This is a genomic window from Spirosoma arcticum (assembly GCF_054779955.1).
Map to the genome: position 1 here is coordinate 1 of NZ_BAAGXG010000019.1, position 17,146 is coordinate 17,146.

At 53.2% G+C, this 17,146-nt stretch carries 12 protein-coding genes; 4 read left to right on the plus strand and 8 right to left on the minus strand.

Going from position 1 to position 17,146, the window contains the following annotated elements; all coding sequences use genetic code 11:
• Window positions 1-90: 90 nt before the first annotated feature.
• Complete coding sequence (locus tag ACYVHB_RS27665) at window positions 91-375, minus strand: hypothetical protein (RefSeq protein ID WP_461055135.1); 285 nt, start codon at window positions 373-375, stop codon at window positions 91-93.
• A 312-nt stretch (window positions 376-687) separates the two neighbouring features.
• Between ACYVHB_RS27665 and ACYVHB_RS27670 the strand changes: the two genes are divergently transcribed.
• Window positions 688-2,319 (plus strand): ABC-F family ATP-binding cassette domain-containing protein, encoded by a 1,632-nt coding sequence (locus ACYVHB_RS27670; RefSeq protein ID WP_461055136.1) that lies wholly within the window; start codon window positions 688-690, stop codon window positions 2,317-2,319.
• Between the two features lie 188 nt (window positions 2,320-2,507).
• Here the strand turns inward: ACYVHB_RS27670 and ACYVHB_RS27675 are convergent, their stop codons facing one another.
• A complete protein-coding gene (locus ACYVHB_RS27675; RefSeq protein WP_461055137.1) occupies window positions 2,508-3,662 on the minus strand; it encodes an ATP-binding protein in 1,155 nt (384 codons plus the stop codon).
• A gap of 116 nt (window positions 3,663-3,778) precedes the next feature.
• Complete coding sequence (locus ACYVHB_RS27680) at window positions 3,779-5,857, minus strand: tetratricopeptide repeat-containing sensor histidine kinase (protein WP_461055138.1); 2,079 nt, start codon at window positions 5,855-5,857, stop codon at window positions 3,779-3,781.
• 228 nt (window positions 5,858-6,085) lie between these two features.
• Here ACYVHB_RS27680 and parS point away from each other — a divergent pair, with 228 nt between their 5' ends.
• The 3 genes from parS (at window position 6,086) to ACYVHB_RS27695 (ending at window position 10,195) form a co-directional block, all read left to right on the plus strand.
• A complete protein-coding gene (gene parS / locus ACYVHB_RS27685; protein WP_461055139.1) occupies window positions 6,086-6,553 on the plus strand; it encodes a type II RES/Xre toxin-antitoxin system antitoxin in 468 nt (155 codons plus the stop codon).
• Window positions 6,554-6,555: 2 nt separating this feature from the next.
• On the plus strand, window positions 6,556-6,819 hold the full coding sequence (locus ACYVHB_RS27690) for an RES family NAD+ phosphorylase (RefSeq protein ID WP_461055140.1): 264 nt from the start codon (window positions 6,556-6,558) through the stop codon (window positions 6,817-6,819).
• Window positions 6,820-7,168: 349 nt separating this feature from the next.
• A complete protein-coding gene (locus tag ACYVHB_RS27695) occupies window positions 7,169-10,195 on the plus strand; it encodes a PD-(D/E)XK nuclease family protein (protein WP_461055141.1) in 3,027 nt (1,008 codons plus the stop codon).
• A gap of 345 nt (window positions 10,196-10,540) precedes the next feature.
• Here the strand turns inward: ACYVHB_RS27695 and ACYVHB_RS27700 are convergent, their stop codons facing one another.
• The 5 genes from ACYVHB_RS27700 to ACYVHB_RS27720 form a co-directional block, all read right to left on the minus strand.
• Window positions 10,541-11,440, minus strand: coding sequence for a bestrophin family protein (locus ACYVHB_RS27700; protein WP_461055142.1), 900 nt, complete (start codon window positions 11,438-11,440; stop codon window positions 10,541-10,543).
• Window positions 11,441-11,618: 178 nt separating this feature from the next.
• Window positions 11,619-12,026 carry a hypothetical protein gene (locus ACYVHB_RS27705; protein WP_461055143.1) on the minus strand — a complete coding sequence of 136 codons (408 nt, stop codon included), beginning with the start codon at window positions 12,024-12,026 and terminating at the stop codon, window positions 11,619-11,621.
• A gap of 266 nt (window positions 12,027-12,292) precedes the next feature.
• Window positions 12,293-14,689: a TonB-dependent receptor gene (locus ACYVHB_RS27710; protein ID WP_461055144.1), complete on the minus strand. Its 2,397-nt coding sequence runs from the start codon at window positions 14,687-14,689 to the stop codon at window positions 12,293-12,295.
• Between the two features lie 44 nt (window positions 14,690-14,733).
• Window positions 14,734-15,924, minus strand: coding sequence for a DUF4249 domain-containing protein (locus tag ACYVHB_RS27715; protein ID WP_461055145.1), 1,191 nt, complete (start codon window positions 15,922-15,924; stop codon window positions 14,734-14,736).
• 4 nt (window positions 15,925-15,928) lie between these two features.
• Window positions 15,929-17,128 (minus strand): outer membrane protein assembly factor BamB family protein, encoded by a 1,200-nt coding sequence (locus ACYVHB_RS27720; RefSeq protein ID WP_461055146.1) that lies wholly within the window; start codon window positions 17,126-17,128, stop codon window positions 15,929-15,931.
• Window positions 17,129-17,146: the final 18 nt, after the last annotated feature.

Consider the following 17,146-nt stretch of genomic DNA (forward strand, 5'->3'; position numbering starts at 1 on the left):
AAGGTAATCAGCTCGGCTTCAACAAGATCAATATGCTTTTCTTTGCGGCTCATGCCGCTAAAATAGTTGATCTATTCTAAATTTGCCTAATTACTTAATAGCCTGGTAATTTTTAACCAGGTCTTTAATAAGGTATTTCACTTTTACGCCATTCCGCCGAAAGAGAGCAACGTCCTCGTCGGACACTTCACCCGTGAACACCTTCTTGTCTTCGTAACTGAAATGGTCCACTTCCAAACCGTTATTGAACAGGTGTTCGAGTCGTTCCGGGCTAATCTCAACCCTAACGCGGTGGAAACGGCCCGTCTGAGCCTGACAGACCGATAAGGCCACCAATGCCGTCCATAGTAAGACAAACGCGTATAGTTTTTTCATGGCACAAATAGAATTTATACGTTAGTGAGTAACAATTTATGAAACGAATTAGTTTTTTAGTTAACTTAAATGTAATCTAGTCAATTTTATTTTTTAAAAGATAACTATAAGTTAATTAAATGTAGCCAATACTTAAGATCTGCATAACAGGAAGTAGACGATCTCGTCAGCGTATCGTTTGCTCCAGCGTGTCATTGCGCTGGTAATAGCCATGTTTGCTTGGGCGAAACCTGGTCAGATGGTGCATTTCGCTCATTCTTGCCGTCAAAATTTTGTACCTTTGCACCATAATCTGAAGCAAAAAAATACACCATGATATCGGTACAAAACGTCTCTCTTCGCTACGGAAAGCGGGTGCTGTTTGATGACGTCACCATAAAATTCACGTCCGGCAACTGTTACGGCGTCATTGGCGCTAACGGAGCCGGTAAGTCCACGTTTTTGAAAATTCTGTCGGGGGAAATTGAGCCGCAAACCGGCACCGTTACCATGACCCCCGGCGAACGGATGTCGGCACTAAGTCAGAATCAGTTTGCCTTTGATGAGTTTCCGGTATTGCAGACGGTGATTATGGGCAACAAACGCCTGTATGACATCATGCAGGAGAAAGACATCCTCTACGCTAAGACTGACTTCACCGATGCCGACGGCGAAAAAGCGGCCGAACTCGAATCAGAGTTCGCCGAAATGAACGGCTGGGATGCCGAGTCTGACGCGGCCAGTCTGCTCAGTGGACTGGGCATAAAAGAAGACCTGCACTATGCGATGATGTCAGACGTGAACGGCTCCGAGAAAGTGCGCATCCTGCTTGCTCAGGCACTGTTTGGCAGTCCCGACGTGCTGCTGCTCGATGAGCCGACCAACAACCTTGACGTGGAGTCGGTGCTGTGGCTCGAAAACTTCTTAGCCAATTTCAACAACACCGTCATCGTCGTATCGCACGACCGGCACTTTCTGGACCAGGTATGCTCCCAGATCGTGGACGTTGATTTCAGTAAGGTGAAGCTCTTTGCCGGTAACTATTCGTTCTGGTACGAGTCGAGCCAATTAGCATCGCGTCAGCGGCAGGACCAGAATAAAAAGACGGAGGATAAGCGCAAGGAACTCGAAGAATTTATTCGGCGATTCTCGGCCAATGCGTCTAAATCGAAGCAGGCCACGAGCCGTGCCAAGCTGCTCGAAAAGCTAACCATCGATGATATTCAGCCGTCGTCGCGGAAATATCCGTACGTGAATTTCAAACCTGAGCGCGAACCCGGCGACCAGATTCTGACGGTCGAAAACCTGACCTATACCGCCGAAGACGGTACGAAGTTGTTCGAGAATCTGTCGTTCACCGTCAACAAGCAGGACAAGATATTCCTGTTCAGCCGCGACGGACTGGCTATTTCGGCCCTGCTGGACATTCTGGCTGGAGAGCGCAAAGCGGATTCTGGTACGTTCCGGTGGGGTATTACAATTACGATGTCGTACTTCCCGAACGACACCGAAAAAGATAAGTTTTTTCAGACCGATCTGAACTTGGTCGACTGGCTGCGGCAGTATTCGGTCGAGAAAGACGAGAGCTTTATCCGGGGTTTTCTGGGCCGGATGCTATTTTCGGGCGAGGAGTCGCTCAAGAAAGCAACCGTGCTGAGCGGGGGCGAAAAAGTGCGGTGTATGCTCTCGAAAATGATGCTGTCGGGCGCCAACTGCCTGCTTTTGGATGAGCCGACCAACCACCTCGATCTTGAATCCATCGAATCGCTGAACAACGGCCTGATCGACGTGAAAGCGCCGGTGCTGTTCACCTCCCACGATCACCAGTTTGTGCAGACGGTCGCCAACCGCATCATCGAAATCACTCCGGCAGGCATCCTCGACAAGCTTATGACCTACGACGAATTTCTTTCCGACGCCCGCGTGAAGTCGCAGCGCGAGGAGTTGTACGGAGCGTTGGCATAGTTGCGGATAAACCCCTTATGCAGTTTATGCGATGCGGCAAGCCGATTAGTGAATTTGTCGACCGGTTTGGCTCCAATTGACAGATTGGTGTTTATGTCCGTGAGGGGACGGTTGCGGTTGGTAATTGGATCATGAACTCGGTTCCCTGACCTTCCCGACTTTCCACTGTCAGGCTGCCGCCATGCCTTCTACAAGTTAGCTACTTCTGTCCAGGGGAGTAAGCTCATTCGGTCATTGACCAACTCGTTCGTATTGCCGCCGTGTACGAGCAGACATTGGCTGTTCGGTTGAAGTTTTTGCCAATACTTTAATCCACGAAACGAACCGGGATTGACGGTAGTGCCGGATTTCAGTTCGATAGCTACGGGTTCTGATTCCCGGTCAATTATCAAATCAACTTCATTACCAGCACTATCTCTAAAGTAATACAGACCTTCGTTCAGGCCAGCGTTACTCGTATTCTTTCTTATTTCTGATATAATCCAATTCTCGAAGATGGCCCCGTACGCAGCATGGTTTTGCAAACCCGTTTCACTTTTAATGCCCAACAGGTAGCATAATAAGCCGGTATCATAAAAATAAAGCTTGGGGCTTTTTATCAGTCGCTTATTCATGTTGTTGTACCAGGGTTGCAACTGAAAGGCGATATAGCTATTTTCCAACAAGCCAAGCCAGGCTAAAATAGTCTTGGTATCCACGCCCGTTTTCTGGGCCAGATCATCTCGATTCATGATTTGGCCCGCATAATTGGCGCACAAAAAAATGAATCGATTAAAGGTAGCGAGGTTGGTAATATTTCGTAATAGCCGGACATCCCGTTGCACATACGTTTGCACGTAGCTGTTCATCCAGGTGGTAGCGTTAAGTTTTTCGTGCCATATTTCGGGATATCCCCCCGTCAGGATATGGGTGTTTATGTGGTTACTGGCCAGCTTTGCCTGAAGTAATTCGGCATAGCTCAGTGGCAAGAGTGATAAATAACCAGCCCGGCCAGCCAGCGACTGCGAAACCTGTTCCTGCAACAAAAAATTATTGGACCCGGTCAGAATGAACTGACCCCGTTGCGAATTCGTATCCAGTATTTCCTGTAAATAGCGAAAAACGTGCGGTGTTCGCTGCACTTCATCAAACACAGCCCCATTGGTATACTGCGCTAAAAATGATTGAGGGTTTTGTTCGGCTTCATACTGTACCGACGGATTCTCAAAGTTTACGTAGGGTTTATGCGCAAATAACTTTTTACTCAACGTCGTTTTTCCGCTTTGGCGAGGGCCTGTAATGCACAATGCCCTAAATTTAGTAAGTGCCCGTTGGGCTTCTGGCCAGATTAATCGGTCTATCATACATAATCCATTTTTCACAAATCTATGTAATTATGGATATTGATTCCATTTTTACAAATTTATGTAAAAATGGAATTGCCGGGTATGAATAAACAGAACCTATTTTCCTGTTGTGGTCACGAACAGGGTAGTCTCACCACAAAAGCCGTTCCCTCACCCGCCTGACTTTCCACCGTCAGGCTTCCCCCATGCCCTTTGGTGACAATGTCATAGCTCAATGACAGGCCCAATCCCGTGCCTTCGCCGGTGGGCTTGGTAGTGAAGAAAGGCTGGAAGATTTTGGCCTTTACCGCGTCAGGAATGCCCGTTCCGTTGTCGCTCACCCGGATTTCGGTTCGCCCATTGACTTGAGCGCTGGTAACCGTTACGGTAGGCCGGTAGTCAAGCGGGGCTGTTTTCTGCTTTTGCTGGACGGCGTAAAAGGCGTTATTATAGAGATTCAGCAGCACCCGCCCAATCTCCTGAGGAACCATATCGACGGGGCTTAAGTCTGCCTGAAATTCCGTTACTAATTCAGCATTAAAGTCTTTGTCTTTCGCCCGCAACCCCTGATAAGCAATTTTTAGATACTCATCGGCGAGGGCGTTGAGATTGGTGGGCTGCTTTTCGCCCATGCCGGTGCGGGAGTGTTCGAGCATACCCCTGACGATAGCCGAAGCCCGCCCGCCGTGATGGGTGATCTTTTGGAGATTTTGGGTGAGGTCATCGGCAATGGCTTTGGCCTGGTCGGTGTCGCCCCGGTCCAGTTCTTCTTTCAACTCACTGACCAACTCGGTGCTGACTTCCGAGAAGTTGTTGACGAAGTTGAGCGGGTTCTGAATCTCGTGGGCGATGCCAGCCGTTAGTTCGCCCAGGCTGGCCATCTTCTCTTTCTGGACGAGTTGGGTTTGGGTAGCACGTAGTTCGATCAGGGACTGCTCTAATTGAGCGCTTTTTTGATTGATCTCTTCTTTCTGCCGTTGCAGGATGGTGTTGGCTTTCTGTTTCTGGAAATACCCATACATAATGAAGCCCAGCAGAGCCACCAGCAAACCGACACCGCCCAGCAGATAGGTTCGTTGTTGTTTTTGCTTTTGGAGTTGGATAGCTGAAAGTTGCTGCTCATAGCGGAGGACCGTTTCTTTTTTGTCGAAATCGTACTGAAGCGTGGCAACGGCAATTTGGTTGGTGTTTTGCTGGTTGATGACCAGATCTTTGGTTTTGATGAAGTCTTGATAACTCGCCAAAGCGGCCTGTGGATCGCCCAGCGCGTCCTGAATCTGACTCCGGGTTTGATAGGCTCGATACAGATAGGGTAAATCGCCCCGTTCTTTGGCCAGAACGACGGCACTGTCGGCATAGGCGCTGGCTTTTTTTAACGTATTAGCTTTATCACTCCTTAATAGGGTAGTTAAGAAAGTGGCGTTGCTGTCCGTGGCGATTTTCAAATACAGCTTACTGAGGTTGTTATAACTTCTTACTAATATGATTTTATTTCTGCTTGCTTTACTCAGCTTCAGCCCGTTTTGCAGATAGGCGAGGGCTTTGGGATAATCGGCCAGATTGAGATAACTCTGCCCCACGTTATCGAAGTTTAATTCCTTTTCTGCACCTCGGAACCCCATGGCGTCATTTAGTTTCAGCGATTTTAGCCGATAATCCAGCGCTTTGGCATACTCACCTTGTTGATTGTATACGCCACCAATATTATTCAGCCAAATCACCACTCCGCCTTTATTGCCTAATTCCTCAGCACCTTTCAGTGCTTTTTCATAATTGGCTAAGGCCTGGGAATAATTGGCCAGGTTAACGTAAACTAAACCCACATTGCCTGTTATCCTAGCAATCAGGCTTTTGTCTTTTATTTTTTCGGCTATTTTCAAGCCACTCAAGTAGGCCGTCAGGGCCTGGGGATAATCGGATTTCATGATATATTGGTTTCCCAAACTAGTATAGGATTTTGCCATGCCTTTTTTCCAGGCCAATCGTCGGGCCAGTGCCAAAGCCTGACTGGCATAGCTGATACCTTCATTGGGGTTAATGTAGGAATCGTAATTAGTTATCAGATTCAGTAGATTGACCCGGTTGGTATCGGGCTTGGCCCGGGGTAATTCGACCAGTAGCGAATCCAACTGGGCTTCCCATGCTTTGGGTTGGGCGAAGGCAGGGCCATACGCCAGGGAAAGGAGAAGACTAATCAGGATAAGTCGGAGCATGGTGGGGAGGTCAGGAGGAGAACATGAGCAATGTAGTACAATAAAGTCGGGTTAGGCCTACATAAGGGCTGGTGCCGTTGTGAGCGGCCAGAAACCGGATCGTTCCACTGGTTTAGGTAGCGGGGTGGGTTTCTGTCGGTCAATTAGTCTGTAAACTTTTCCCAGCATGACTACGTTGAATTCACGTAAAGTGTCAGTAACGTTACTGACACTTTGTTGGCACTCCGTATGACGAACGTTCGTAAAAATCAACCGGTTGAGCCGGTCAATAGCCAGCCACCGATGCTGTCTGCTGATACAACGGTTCGTGTACTGCCGGAGCGAACAAGTCCCTTCGAACTTATCACACGCTCCCGCTTAGGCATAGGCTATGGGCAGGTGCGACAGGTAGCCACCTTACTGGAACTGACCATCCGTGAACTATCCGTACTGCTGTCGATGAACGAGCGAACAATGGCCCGGCGGTTAGTGAGTGGTTCCCTGAACAAGGTAGAGTCCGAACGGCTGTTGCTGCTGGAGGCCTTAGCTGCCCATGGCCTGCGGGTGTTTGAAGACCAGGGCAAGTTTAATCGCTGGTTGCGCCGACCCTTGGAGATACTGGACGGCCAGTCGCCTTTACAACTGCTGGATACGGCCACCGGCTTTCAGGTTGTTGATCAGGTTTTGGGCCGCATTGAATACGGGGTCTACAGTTAAGCATGGCCCTGGTTTATCGCATTCAAAAAAGACAGTTTGTCGATTCGGTGTTGACGGGTGAGGGTGCCCGACTCAATGGCGGACGCTGGAATCCGCCCGGAACGCCCCTAATCTACACCTCGACTACGCCTGAACTGGCCCTGCTGGAAACGCTGGTCCATCTGGACGGAACGCCAATCCGGGATTTGCCGCCTTTCGTTCGCATCAGCTTAGAACTGCCCGACGTTATTGAGGAGATCCCGCTATCCGCTTTGCCAACGGGCTAGGACCAACTCAAGTATCCCGATACCTTACCATTCTTTTTGTTGTCCAGGCTGACACCAACCTATCCCGCGCTGGCTTTCCTGATTCCGTCGGTGATCCTGAAAAACTCGCCCTCTCGCAATGTTCTTATCAATCCGTTGCATCCGCTTATCAGCCAGGTAAAAGTCGTAGCCGTAATCCCTCACGAGTTTGATGAACGTTTGCGCAGGTAGCTGGAACATTGTATCATGGTGAGAATTTCCTTCGGTGCGAATTTGTCGCTCAATTCGGGCAATAGTCGGCGGACGGTGGGTTATCTTTACTGATTGACTCACCGACTGATTCACTCACTGACTGTCGGACTGATACCGAATGACGTTTCTTCAACAAGCAGCCCAACGAATTTTCGATACCCACGGCCCCAGTCTGAGCGAGGTTTGGGTGATTCTGCCCACGCGCCGGGCCGTTTCTGTATTTTTAGACGAATTGGCCGCGCTCTCCGACCGGCCCTTTCTGGCTCCCCACGCATTAGCTGTCGATGACTTTATCACGCAGTCGGCGGGGGTGCAGTTGATCGACTCGGTCAGCCTGCTGTTTGAACTCTACGAGGTGTTCCGGGAGATTGACCCATTAGTCGAGTTTGAGCAGTTCATCGGCTGGGCGTCGGTGCTGCTGGCCGACTTCGACCGCATCGACCAGTACCGCGTCAACACCCACGAACTGTTTACCTACCTCACGGCCGCTAAAGCCCTCGAACGCTGGCAGGTCGACAGGCCCGCGTCGGCGAAGCCCATCGTGGAAACGCCCGGCACGTCGCGCTACTTCAAACTATTCGAGAACCTGCACACGGCCTACCACGCGCTGCATCAACGCCTGACCGCTCAGGGATTGGCCTACCGGGGTATGGCCTACCGAATGCTGGCCGATAACGTGGAGTCGCTGATTCGGGATAGCATGGCCTACGAACGGGTGTATTTTGTGGGGTTCAACGCCCTCAGCGCGGCCGAGGAGCACATTATCCGGGTGTTGGTCGATGCGCAGAAAGCCGAACTGATCTGGGATGCTGATCCGTATTACCTCGACGACAAACGGCAGGAAGCGGGCGATTTTCTGCGTCGCTACCGCGATAACGGGTGGCTCCTTTCGAAAGACAACAAACAGCATATCCGGCAGGAGAATAACCTGCTCGGCACCGAAAAAAACATCCGCGTCATCGGCGTTCCTAATGCCAGTATGCAGGCGAAAGTAGCGGGGAAACTATATCAGGAGTGGCAGGCAGGGAACGGAAAAAGGACAGTGGAGAATGGTGCTGACCGCTCCCATTCCTCTCCAAAAACCGCCATCGTGCTGGCCGATGAGACGCTGCTGGTACCGGTGCTGTACGCGCTGGACGAAAACGTGACGGATCTGAACGTGACGATGGGCCTGTCGCTACGGTCGTCGCTGCTGTTCACGCTGGTCGATACGCTGTTCGAGATGCAGCGGACGGTGCACGAGTTCCGAACGAAAGATGGCCGTGATTTGCGCATTCCGAAGTTCCACCACCGCCACGTCGTCAAACTGCTTAATCACCCATTCGTGAAGCAGTATGAGCGCATTCACGGTTGCCAGTCGCTCGGCGAAATTAACGAAAAGGGTGACTTTGTGCCGCCTGAACCCCTGTTTCAGTGGATTGCAAAGACTATTGTGAAGAACCAGCGGGTGTACCTGACCGAAAAGGATCTGCACGAACTGGGACAGAACGATCCGCTGATTCGGGTGCTGTTTGCCCGCTGGCCCAACGAGGAACCAATGAAGGCCATCCGCACCCTCTACGCCCTCATCGACCTGCTGCGCGACGTTTATCGCGACAGTCAGGACGCCATCGAAACCGAATACCTATACCTGTTTTTTTCGCTGCTCCGCCAACTTGAAACAACCCTAAACCGGCAGGTCGATGCCGAAGGCAAGGCTGCGGTGACGGTGCGGAGTTTCCGGCAGTTTCTCTACGAGCTGATCCGGCAGACAAGCATTCCGTTCACGAGCGAAGGGCGGAGTCAGTTGCAGGTGATGGGGATGCTCGAAACACGGGCGCTGGACTTCGACCGGGTCATTATTCTGTCGGTTAATGAGGGAATTTTGCCGCAGTCGCGCAATCTCAACTCGCTGATTCCGTTCGATATAGCGTCTGACCCGAATATAAAGTTGCCTACCTATCGCGAGCAGGAGTCGGTGATGGCGTATCACTTCTACCGGCTGCTCCAGCGGGCGGGTGAAATTGTGCTGCTCTACACCACCTCGACCGACGCCTACGGCAATAGCAAAGGCGAACGAAGCCGCTTCATCCGGCAGATCGAACACGAATTAGTGCCGCGCTCAAAAGGCCTGATCCGTATCAGTCACCCGACGGTGCGCTTCGGTCAGGCGGGCACCGAAAAGATCGCGAACCTCACCGACCTCAGTGTTCCTAAAACGGAAGCGATCCGGGCCGACCTTATTAAACTACTCACCACCAGAGGGTTGTATCCGTCTTACCTGAACCAGTTTGTCAGTTGTTCCATGCGGTTTTATTTCAGCCGACTCGTGAATATCGCTGAGGAAGAGGATATCGAAGAAAAAATGGGCGCGGCCGACTTCGGAAACTGGATGCACTTGGTGCTGGAGCGCTTGGATAAGGAATACCGTCTGAAGAATTTGCCGGTTGACGAAGCTCTGATTGTGCGGCTGCTCGAAGACGAATTTGCCAACACCATGCGGGGCCGCGTTATTGAGTCGGGCATCAACCTGCTCCTCTACGACCTGGCTAAAAAGCTGATGCTCGATTTTCAGCGTCAGCAGAGTGACCTGACGGGCCTGACCGTCATTGGTACCGAGCAAACCTTAGACACGTACATCGACGTACCACTCAATGGGCACTTACCAAACCAACCCACGTTGCGGGTGCGCATCGCCGGAAAAATCGACCGGATTGAGCAGTACGGCGGGCAGATCAGGATTGTGGATTACAAAACCGGCAGTGTTAAATTAGATAGCAAAACACCTAAAGACTTAGCCGACAAACTGCTGAACGATGGCGCAGCGGACAAAATGCGGCAATTGTGGCTGTACCGTTACCTGACCCTCAAGAATATCCGCGACTATGGTGGGTTGCCCCTGAATCGGGATATTGCTGACATTTATCCCGCTGGAAACATGCCCGTAGAAGCCGGGTTTTATTCATTCCGCGACATACCCGGTGGTTTCAAGACGAATCCGGTCCGCTTCGGCGAGGCCGATACTCCCGAACAGTACATTCAGCACTCGGAAGACCTGCTCCGCCAGCTTGTTCAGCGCCTGTTCGACCCCAGCGAGCCGTTCCGCAAAACCGACCAGATCGAAACCTGCCAGTACTGCGATTTTAAAGGCATTTGTGGGCGGTAGGTGAAGGAAACACAAAAAAAGGCTGATCGTAGTGCGACCAGCCTTTCCGGTATTGAATACAACCTGAATTGAAAAAAGTAATGTTTGATACCCCTCCGTTGGAGGAGGTAAGTGGCTCAAAATTGGTAAATAAAAAGATTTAATACAATAATTCGAGTAAATATTGTAAGCTGTAGTTTGATGCGGTATGCCGAACTACCGGAATTTTGGCTTAGTAATCAACTGATTGGACGAAAAAAGACCACTGTTCAGTGGTCTTTAGACTTTTGATCTGGTTGTTAGTTTTGGCGAGATCAACCTTAAACAACAGCAACTTACCCGTGATGCGTTGGTATCAGGTTGAGGCTACATGGAATAATACGCCTGCGGAAGAAGTTTATCCGGCACGGTCTGGAACTCAGTCATTGTCTTGAGGTTGATCTCAATTGTGCGGGCAATGGTTGTCATGGGCGTATCGGTCGGCTTGTTTTCGAACGGGTCCTGCAACTGAATGGCGCTCTTCTCGATCAGCAGGAAAGCCGCCGAAATCAGTGTCACAAGCGGCACATCTAAGTAATACAGATCCGCGTCGAAGCAGAACGGCAGAATGGCCGCAAAGAGATAAATGAACATCTGCATGTTGAAGGTGTAGGTACGCGGGAAAATGGTGTTTTTGATGCGCTCACAGCGGCCCATCGAATCGGTCAGGCTGGTCAGAGTTGTGCTGAGCTGCACCATCTGAAAGTCGGTTAGCCGTCCCTGATCGTAGAGCCGACGGATGGCTAATCCGTGACCCAGTAGCAGGGCATTGGGTTTATTGTCGAACCGCAGCACCTGCCGGGCATCGGTCGGGGACAGAAACTCGTACAGCCGTCCGCTCACGTCGGCCCCCCGCAGGACGTCGCCCAGTACGAAGCACCACGCGCAGTGCCGCTGCACAAACTCGTGAATAATTTCCTGACGCTCCGGCCCGTCGGATAGAAACATCTGAAGCTGACGGATAAAACTGCGGCTGTCGTTAACAATGCCCCCCCACGCAATCCGGGCTTCCCACCAGCGCTCGTAAGACTGATTGGTGCGGAAGGCGAGCAGGAGCGAAATGCAGGTGCCGAGCAGCGAGGGAATAGCAATGGGAATGGTCAGAAACCATAAACCAAAGACCAGCTTGATAATGACGACGATGTTGGCAAAGATGAAAACAAGTAGGACTTCCCGGCGGATTTCGCGGAAAAGAAACGAAAACGGAATTGGTTTTTCTAATAGCATAGTCAGGTCGAAATGGTCCAGAAAGTCCGCGTGGGCGTACTGCCCGCTAATGCGGTTGATGCTGGTCAGATCAGTAAATAAATGGAACTGAAGAGATGATTGAGTAAGATCGGACGAACGAGAGTGGTCGTTTATTCAGTTCGACAACTCATAATCAATGTGCGTACCGACGGTGGCATTACGCCATGTGACGCGGGGGAGGGGCAACGATTTCCACGACGGGCGTGGGAACGTGGGTGGTCTGAAACGGCAGGAGTTTCGTGACTACCAAGGAGTGAGCGGGTGTCGAAAAGGGCGCAAATACAAATGACAGTGTAGCAATGTACTCTTCTTCGAACTCAGTCAATGACGAATTATCGTCCGGTTCGTCGTGTTCGGGCACCGCGTCGGTCATGCCCAGGCATTCTTCCAGCACTAATTCACTCAGGCTTTCCATATCATTCACGGATAGGTCTTCGCGCTGTTCGCCCTGTAGCGCACGCCTTGCATACCCGTCGGGCGCGTCAACGCTCATGTTAATGACGTGTAAGGCCATCAACAGGCAAAATAGCCGGTGCAATACGGTATGGTGCGCTTGTTTAGCCATAAACCCTGTGAACGAGTCAGCGTGTACAACTCAGATTGACGGTGTGCTGTTCCAACTTAGCCGTACAAGAGCCGAATTAGTGGCTTTGGTCTACTTTTTTGTCAATATAATGCCAATGGCCCACGTCTGAACGGGGCCGCCCGTGCGGGCGTGGGCTGATACAGGATGCACACCTTGGCATCAATTTAATAATGCCTGCCTTTAGTGATTCATTGCTATCGGTTACGCTTTGTATCAGCTCACGCCTTTGGCCGTGGGCCACCGATTCATTTCAGCACAAAATTGTACGTTAGCGACAAAATCGGAGCCGCAAAGATCTGGAGTTTGTAGCCCTGCGTTTGCCCGTCTTCGGTGCGGAAGAACACGGAGTAAGCATTTTTGCGGCCGTAGAGATTGTAGACCGTGAAGACCCAGTTGCCCTGCCAGTGCCGGGCACGCATAGTCGGGTTATAAATATTCCACGAAAAATCGAGCCGGTGGTAGTCGGGCAGGCGGGCCTGGTTGCGGTCGTTGTAGTACGGAAATGGCTGGCCCTGGCTGATTACGTAGCCTTCGGGTGCGGTGTAGGGCCGCCCGGTGCTGTAGGCCAGCGTGAACCCGAACGTGTTGTGCTTATCGGCGACGATGCTGATCGACGCGTTGACGCTGTGCGGACGGTCGTAGTTGGCGCGGTACCAGTCGCCCCCGTTGATGCGCTCCCGAATGCCAACGCCGTCGCTGACCTGGTTGAACGTGCGGGCGTAGGTGTAATTGAGCCACCCGGTCAGTTCGCCTTTTTTCTTAGCCAGCATCGTCTCCACGCCGTAGGCCTGGCTGCGGCCCTGCAACAACTGCGTTTCGGGGTAGGCCTGGAGCAGAAAATTAGCCCCCGGTTTGTAGTCAATCACGTTTTGCGTCGCCCGGTAGTACGCTTCGACGGACAATTCGTAGCTGTTCTGCTTTATATTCTGAAAATACCCGACCGATACCAACTGACTAATCTGGGGTTTTATATTCGCATCCGACGTTTTCCAGCGGGCGGTGGGCAGGGGCGTGGTGGTGTTCGTGACGACCTGCAAATACTGCCGCATCAGGTTATAGCCCACTTTTACCGACGAATTCGGACTTAACGCGTAGCGGATGCCGAGCCGGGGTTCAAACCCGCCGTAGGTGTTTGCCACCCGCCCCGGTCCGTAGCGCACGGAGTCGACGACGGAGAAGTCGTCCACCGCTTCGCCGGATGCATACCGGCGCACCAACGACGGCCCCAGCGATAAAAACCGCGAGTAGCGCAGCCCCGCCGAGATGGCCAGATTAGGACTAACCGCAAACTCGTCGTCGGCGTGGAGCGACGCTTCGAGCGCGTTTTCGGTGGGTGTCGTTATGGTGTTTACGCTGGGGCTGGTGCCGGGTAGCAGCGTCCCCGGCTCCACGCGGTAGTGCGTGGCATCGACGCCGAACTCGATTTTGTGGTTGGTCAACTGGTAGTTCAGGTTCGATTTGGCCTGCCGCTGTACGATGCCCGACCGCAGGATGACCTTGTTATCCGAGTTGAGTTCGGGCGACAGAATCCGGGGGACGTAGCGGGCGTAAATAACCGTCGTTTGCAGGTTCAGGCGGGGCGTCAGCACACTCAGCCAGCGGGCCATGCCGTTGATTGTTTTGTGGTCGTACTGGGTAGCCGTGCCGTTGACATTGGGCAGGTTGCCGAGTAGTTCAGTCTGGAAAAAGTCGTAGCTGCCGTAGCCCGTCGCCGTCAGGGTGTTGCGGTCGTTGATCCGCCAGAACGCTTTTATGACGCCATCGCCAAATTTGGCCTTTATATTGTCTAAGCGCTTCGAGGCCAGCGGCAGCAGAAAATCGTTAAACGCCCCGCGCCCGGCCACCAACACCCCCAGTTTTCCCTTCACAATTGGAATTTCGGCCATGAGCCGGTTCGATACCAAGCTCACCCCGCCCGTCAGTTTGAACTGGTCGAGGCCGGGATTTTTGAGCGACACGTCCAGTACCGACGCTACCCGGCCCCCAAACCGGGCTGGTACGTTGCCTTTGTAGAGATCCACGCCGTTCATGGCATCGGGCGGAAATACCGAAAACAGCCCGAACATGTGCGTCGGGTTGAAGATGGGCGTGTCGTCTAACAGAATCAGCGTCTGGTCGGTGGTGCCACCCCGGATGTTAACCCCGTTGGCCGCTTCGCCCACGCTCGTTACGCCCGGCAGCATCTGCAATCCCCGCAGCAAATCGACCTCGCCCAAGGCGGCCGGGAGCCGCTGCAGCGTTGAGACGTTGATCTGGCTGACGCCCAGCAGCGGTTGGCGCACCGTGCGGTCGAAGCCCTTGCTGGTCACGACGACCTCTTCCAACTGGCTCGATACGGTCACCATCAGCCCATCGACAATGGTTTCGTTCTCCACCAGATCCACGTTCTGCCGAAACGGAACGTAACCCACACTGCGAAATACGACGACGTGATTCCCGATGGGCAACCGAATGGAATAGCGTCCGTTAGCGTCGGTGGTGGTGCCAGTGAGGGATCTGCGGAAGTCGACCACGACGGATATACCGGCCAGCGGCTGATTACTGACCGAGTCGCGCACGGTGCCCTTCAGCGTCACGATTACCTGGGCGTGGGCAACGGTGGTCAGGACAAATAAAGAAAATAGTAGTACAAATCGGGTCATTGGAATAGTAGGAATGAGTCAAGCTATAAACGGTTTGTTTCAATTCACTGATTCCAGCCCGGTGGTGTTACGTCGGTGCGGGTTCGACTGGGTATGCACAACGCCGACGGGATGCCGGTCCGGGTGCCGTCAGGGTTGAAAGCTAAGCTGGGAATGCGTCGGTTCAGGGCGTAAAAAAGTCCCTGAAACGAGCCGGTTGTCACGTTCTGGCGGGTGAGTTTGTACGGTTGAGCCGCTACCGACGCGGCCGAGAAGTAGCCCACCACCTTCTCGCGGTCGTCCGTCAGGTTACGCACGTTGCCCGCCAGGGGGGCCGGGGGCGTGTCGGCCAGCGTTCCGGTGTTCTGGGTCTGATCGGCAAACAGCTTGTAGTACCGATAGGCGTTGGGCGACAGCGACAGTTGCTCGATCACCAACGACGCCGGATCGCGCTGGTAGATGGGAATGCTGGCTACCTTCCGGCCCACCTGCAACTGCCCGTTGGCGTACAGATCAGCGAACGTGTTGACGGCGGTGCTGTAAAATATATCCCAGCACACGCCCCGGCAGGGGTAATCGAATACGGTGAACCGGTCCAGCGTCGAGTCCCGGACGCAACCGAGCACATTGATCGGCCCGCTCCCGACGGGGCCAATGTCCACAACTTTGTAACGGCCCTGTTCGCAGGTGGCGCACCACGACTGAGATTCGTAGAGTCGCCAGCGCCACAGGTAAAAATTGGTCTGCCCGGCGGGGTCCTGAAAATCGACGTAGACATCGTTGGTGGGCACGGGACGGCTGTCGGCGGTGGTCCTGATGCCCTGCGCGTTAAACTGATCATAAACTTTCGAAATGGGCGGCACCGACGCCATCGTTTCCACGGACGATTCGTACGGTACGCCTTCTTCGGTGCGAAAACGGAGTTGGTAGGTGTTGCCCACCCGCCCCTGGAAATCGGCGGGAAACTGGTACAGACCGGGTTGCACTTCGCTCAGGCGCAGGGTCGTCGTAGCGTTGACGGTGACCGTGACGGCAGCTCGCTGAATGGGCGTACTGGTGGTGCTGTCGCGGCTGGAACGCGACCGGCTAATACCGATGGTTTGCAGTCCGGGCAGGTCTGTCACGACGCCATCGATCACGAGCAGGTTGGTATTGGGGGTAAAGGTGGGGTCGTAGGTGTTCACGCAGGCGTACAGGACCACCAGCAGACCAATGACGGCGAGAGACGTTCGTTTACGGGTAATATATCTGTTCATATTCTTACTGACCGGCTCCGCTGATGGCCGGATACCGTCCTGCTACCCGGTTCGGCTGGGCCAGCGCGGGGCTGGAGACAATGATACCATCTGTTTTGAATACCCAGCGCTGAATTCCGGTGTGGGCGTCGAGTGCGTAGAAATTAAAGTCGTTGCTCCCGACGTACACTGTTCCGCCCGTCACGAGGGGGGTGGAATAAATGTCATAGTTCGTGCTGAACGCCCAGCGCCGGGCACCCGTGCCCTCATCGAAGGCATAGAGCGAGTGGTCGCGGCTGGCGATGTAGACAAGCCCGTTGGCCACCACCGGACTTGAATAAATGCCCCCATTCGTTTTCGCGGCCCACCGCCGGGTACCCGTCGTGGCGTCAAGCGCGTACAGATTACCATCGTAGCTGCCGATATACACCCGTCCATTGGCGACTACCGGGCTGGAGTCGATCAGGCTGCCGGTTTTGAAGGACCAGCGCCGTTTGCCGGTTAGCGCGTCGACGGCGTAAAGCTGATTGTCCTGACTGCCAACGTACACGATTCCGTCGGCCACCACCGGGCTGGACAGGATGTAATTATTCGTTTTAAATACCCATCGGAGTAAACCCGTAGCGGAATCAACGGCGTACAAATTAGTGTCCTGACCGCCGATATACACCAGTCCATTGGCTACGGTCGGGCTGGAATACAAGCCGAAGTCAGCCCCAAACCGCCAGCGCAGATCACCCGTAACGGCGTCAATGGCGTAGAGTTTACCGTCCTGACAGCCCACGTACACAAGGCCATCGACGACCACCGGGCTGGAATACACGAACGCCCCGGTGAGGAACTCCCACTTCTTCAGGCCCGTCGTCGCATCGATTGCGTACACATTAAAGTCGTTGCTGCCCACGTAAACCACGCCGTTGGCGACCACCGGGCTGGACTGAATCGACGTGTCGGCCCGGAACGCCCACCGCTGAACGCCCGTCGTCGTGTCAATGGCGTACAGGTAATTGTCGAAACTACCCACGTACACCACGGGCAGCGACACCGTGATGGAAGCAGGTGTGGTGACCGTCGCCGAAACGGGGGGCGTGATGGGCGCGGGCGCAGGATCAGATTGCCGACAACCGGTCAGAATGCCGCCCAACAGAAATAGCCAGACGACAGCGACCCAACGCCTGCCAACACGACGGTTGATGGGTACAGTGCCGGAACGGTTCGTTGTCATGATTAAGTCAGTTTTTAA

Bases quoted from the DNA above. Each gene is read 5' to 3' on its own strand.
- ACYVHB_RS27665 (WP_461055135.1), bottom strand. From the start codon at position 375: ATGAAAAAACTATACGCGTTTGTCTTACTATGGACGGCATTGGTGGCC.
- ACYVHB_RS27670 (WP_461055136.1), top strand. From the start codon at position 688: ATGATATCGGTACAAAACGTCTCTCTTCGCTACGGAAAGCGGGTGCTG.
- ACYVHB_RS27675 (WP_461055137.1), bottom strand. From the start codon at position 3,662: ATGATAGACCGATTAATCTGGCCAGAAGCCCAACGGGCACTTACTAAA.
- ACYVHB_RS27680 (WP_461055138.1), bottom strand. From the start codon at position 5,857: ATGCTCCGACTTATCCTGATTAGTCTTCTCCTTTCCCTGGCGTATGGC.
- parS (WP_461055139.1), top strand. From the start codon at position 6,086: ATGACGAACGTTCGTAAAAATCAACCGGTTGAGCCGGTCAATAGCCAG.
- ACYVHB_RS27690 (WP_461055140.1), top strand. From the start codon at position 6,556: ATGGCCCTGGTTTATCGCATTCAAAAAAGACAGTTTGTCGATTCGGTG.
- ACYVHB_RS27695 (WP_461055141.1), top strand. From the start codon at position 7,169: ATGACGTTTCTTCAACAAGCAGCCCAACGAATTTTCGATACCCACGGC.
- ACYVHB_RS27700 (WP_461055142.1), bottom strand. From the start codon at position 11,440: ATGCTATTAGAAAAACCAATTCCGTTTTCGTTTCTTTTCCGCGAAATC.
- ACYVHB_RS27705 (WP_461055143.1), bottom strand. From the start codon at position 12,026: ATGGCTAAACAAGCGCACCATACCGTATTGCACCGGCTATTTTGCCTG.
- ACYVHB_RS27710 (WP_461055144.1), bottom strand. From the start codon at position 14,689: ATGACCCGATTTGTACTACTATTTTCTTTATTTGTCCTGACCACCGTT.
- ACYVHB_RS27715 (WP_461055145.1), bottom strand. From the start codon at position 15,924: ATGAACAGATATATTACCCGTAAACGAACGTCTCTCGCCGTCATTGGT.
- ACYVHB_RS27720 (WP_461055146.1), bottom strand. From the start codon at position 17,128: ATGACAACGAACCGTTCCGGCACTGTACCCATCAACCGTCGTGTTGGC.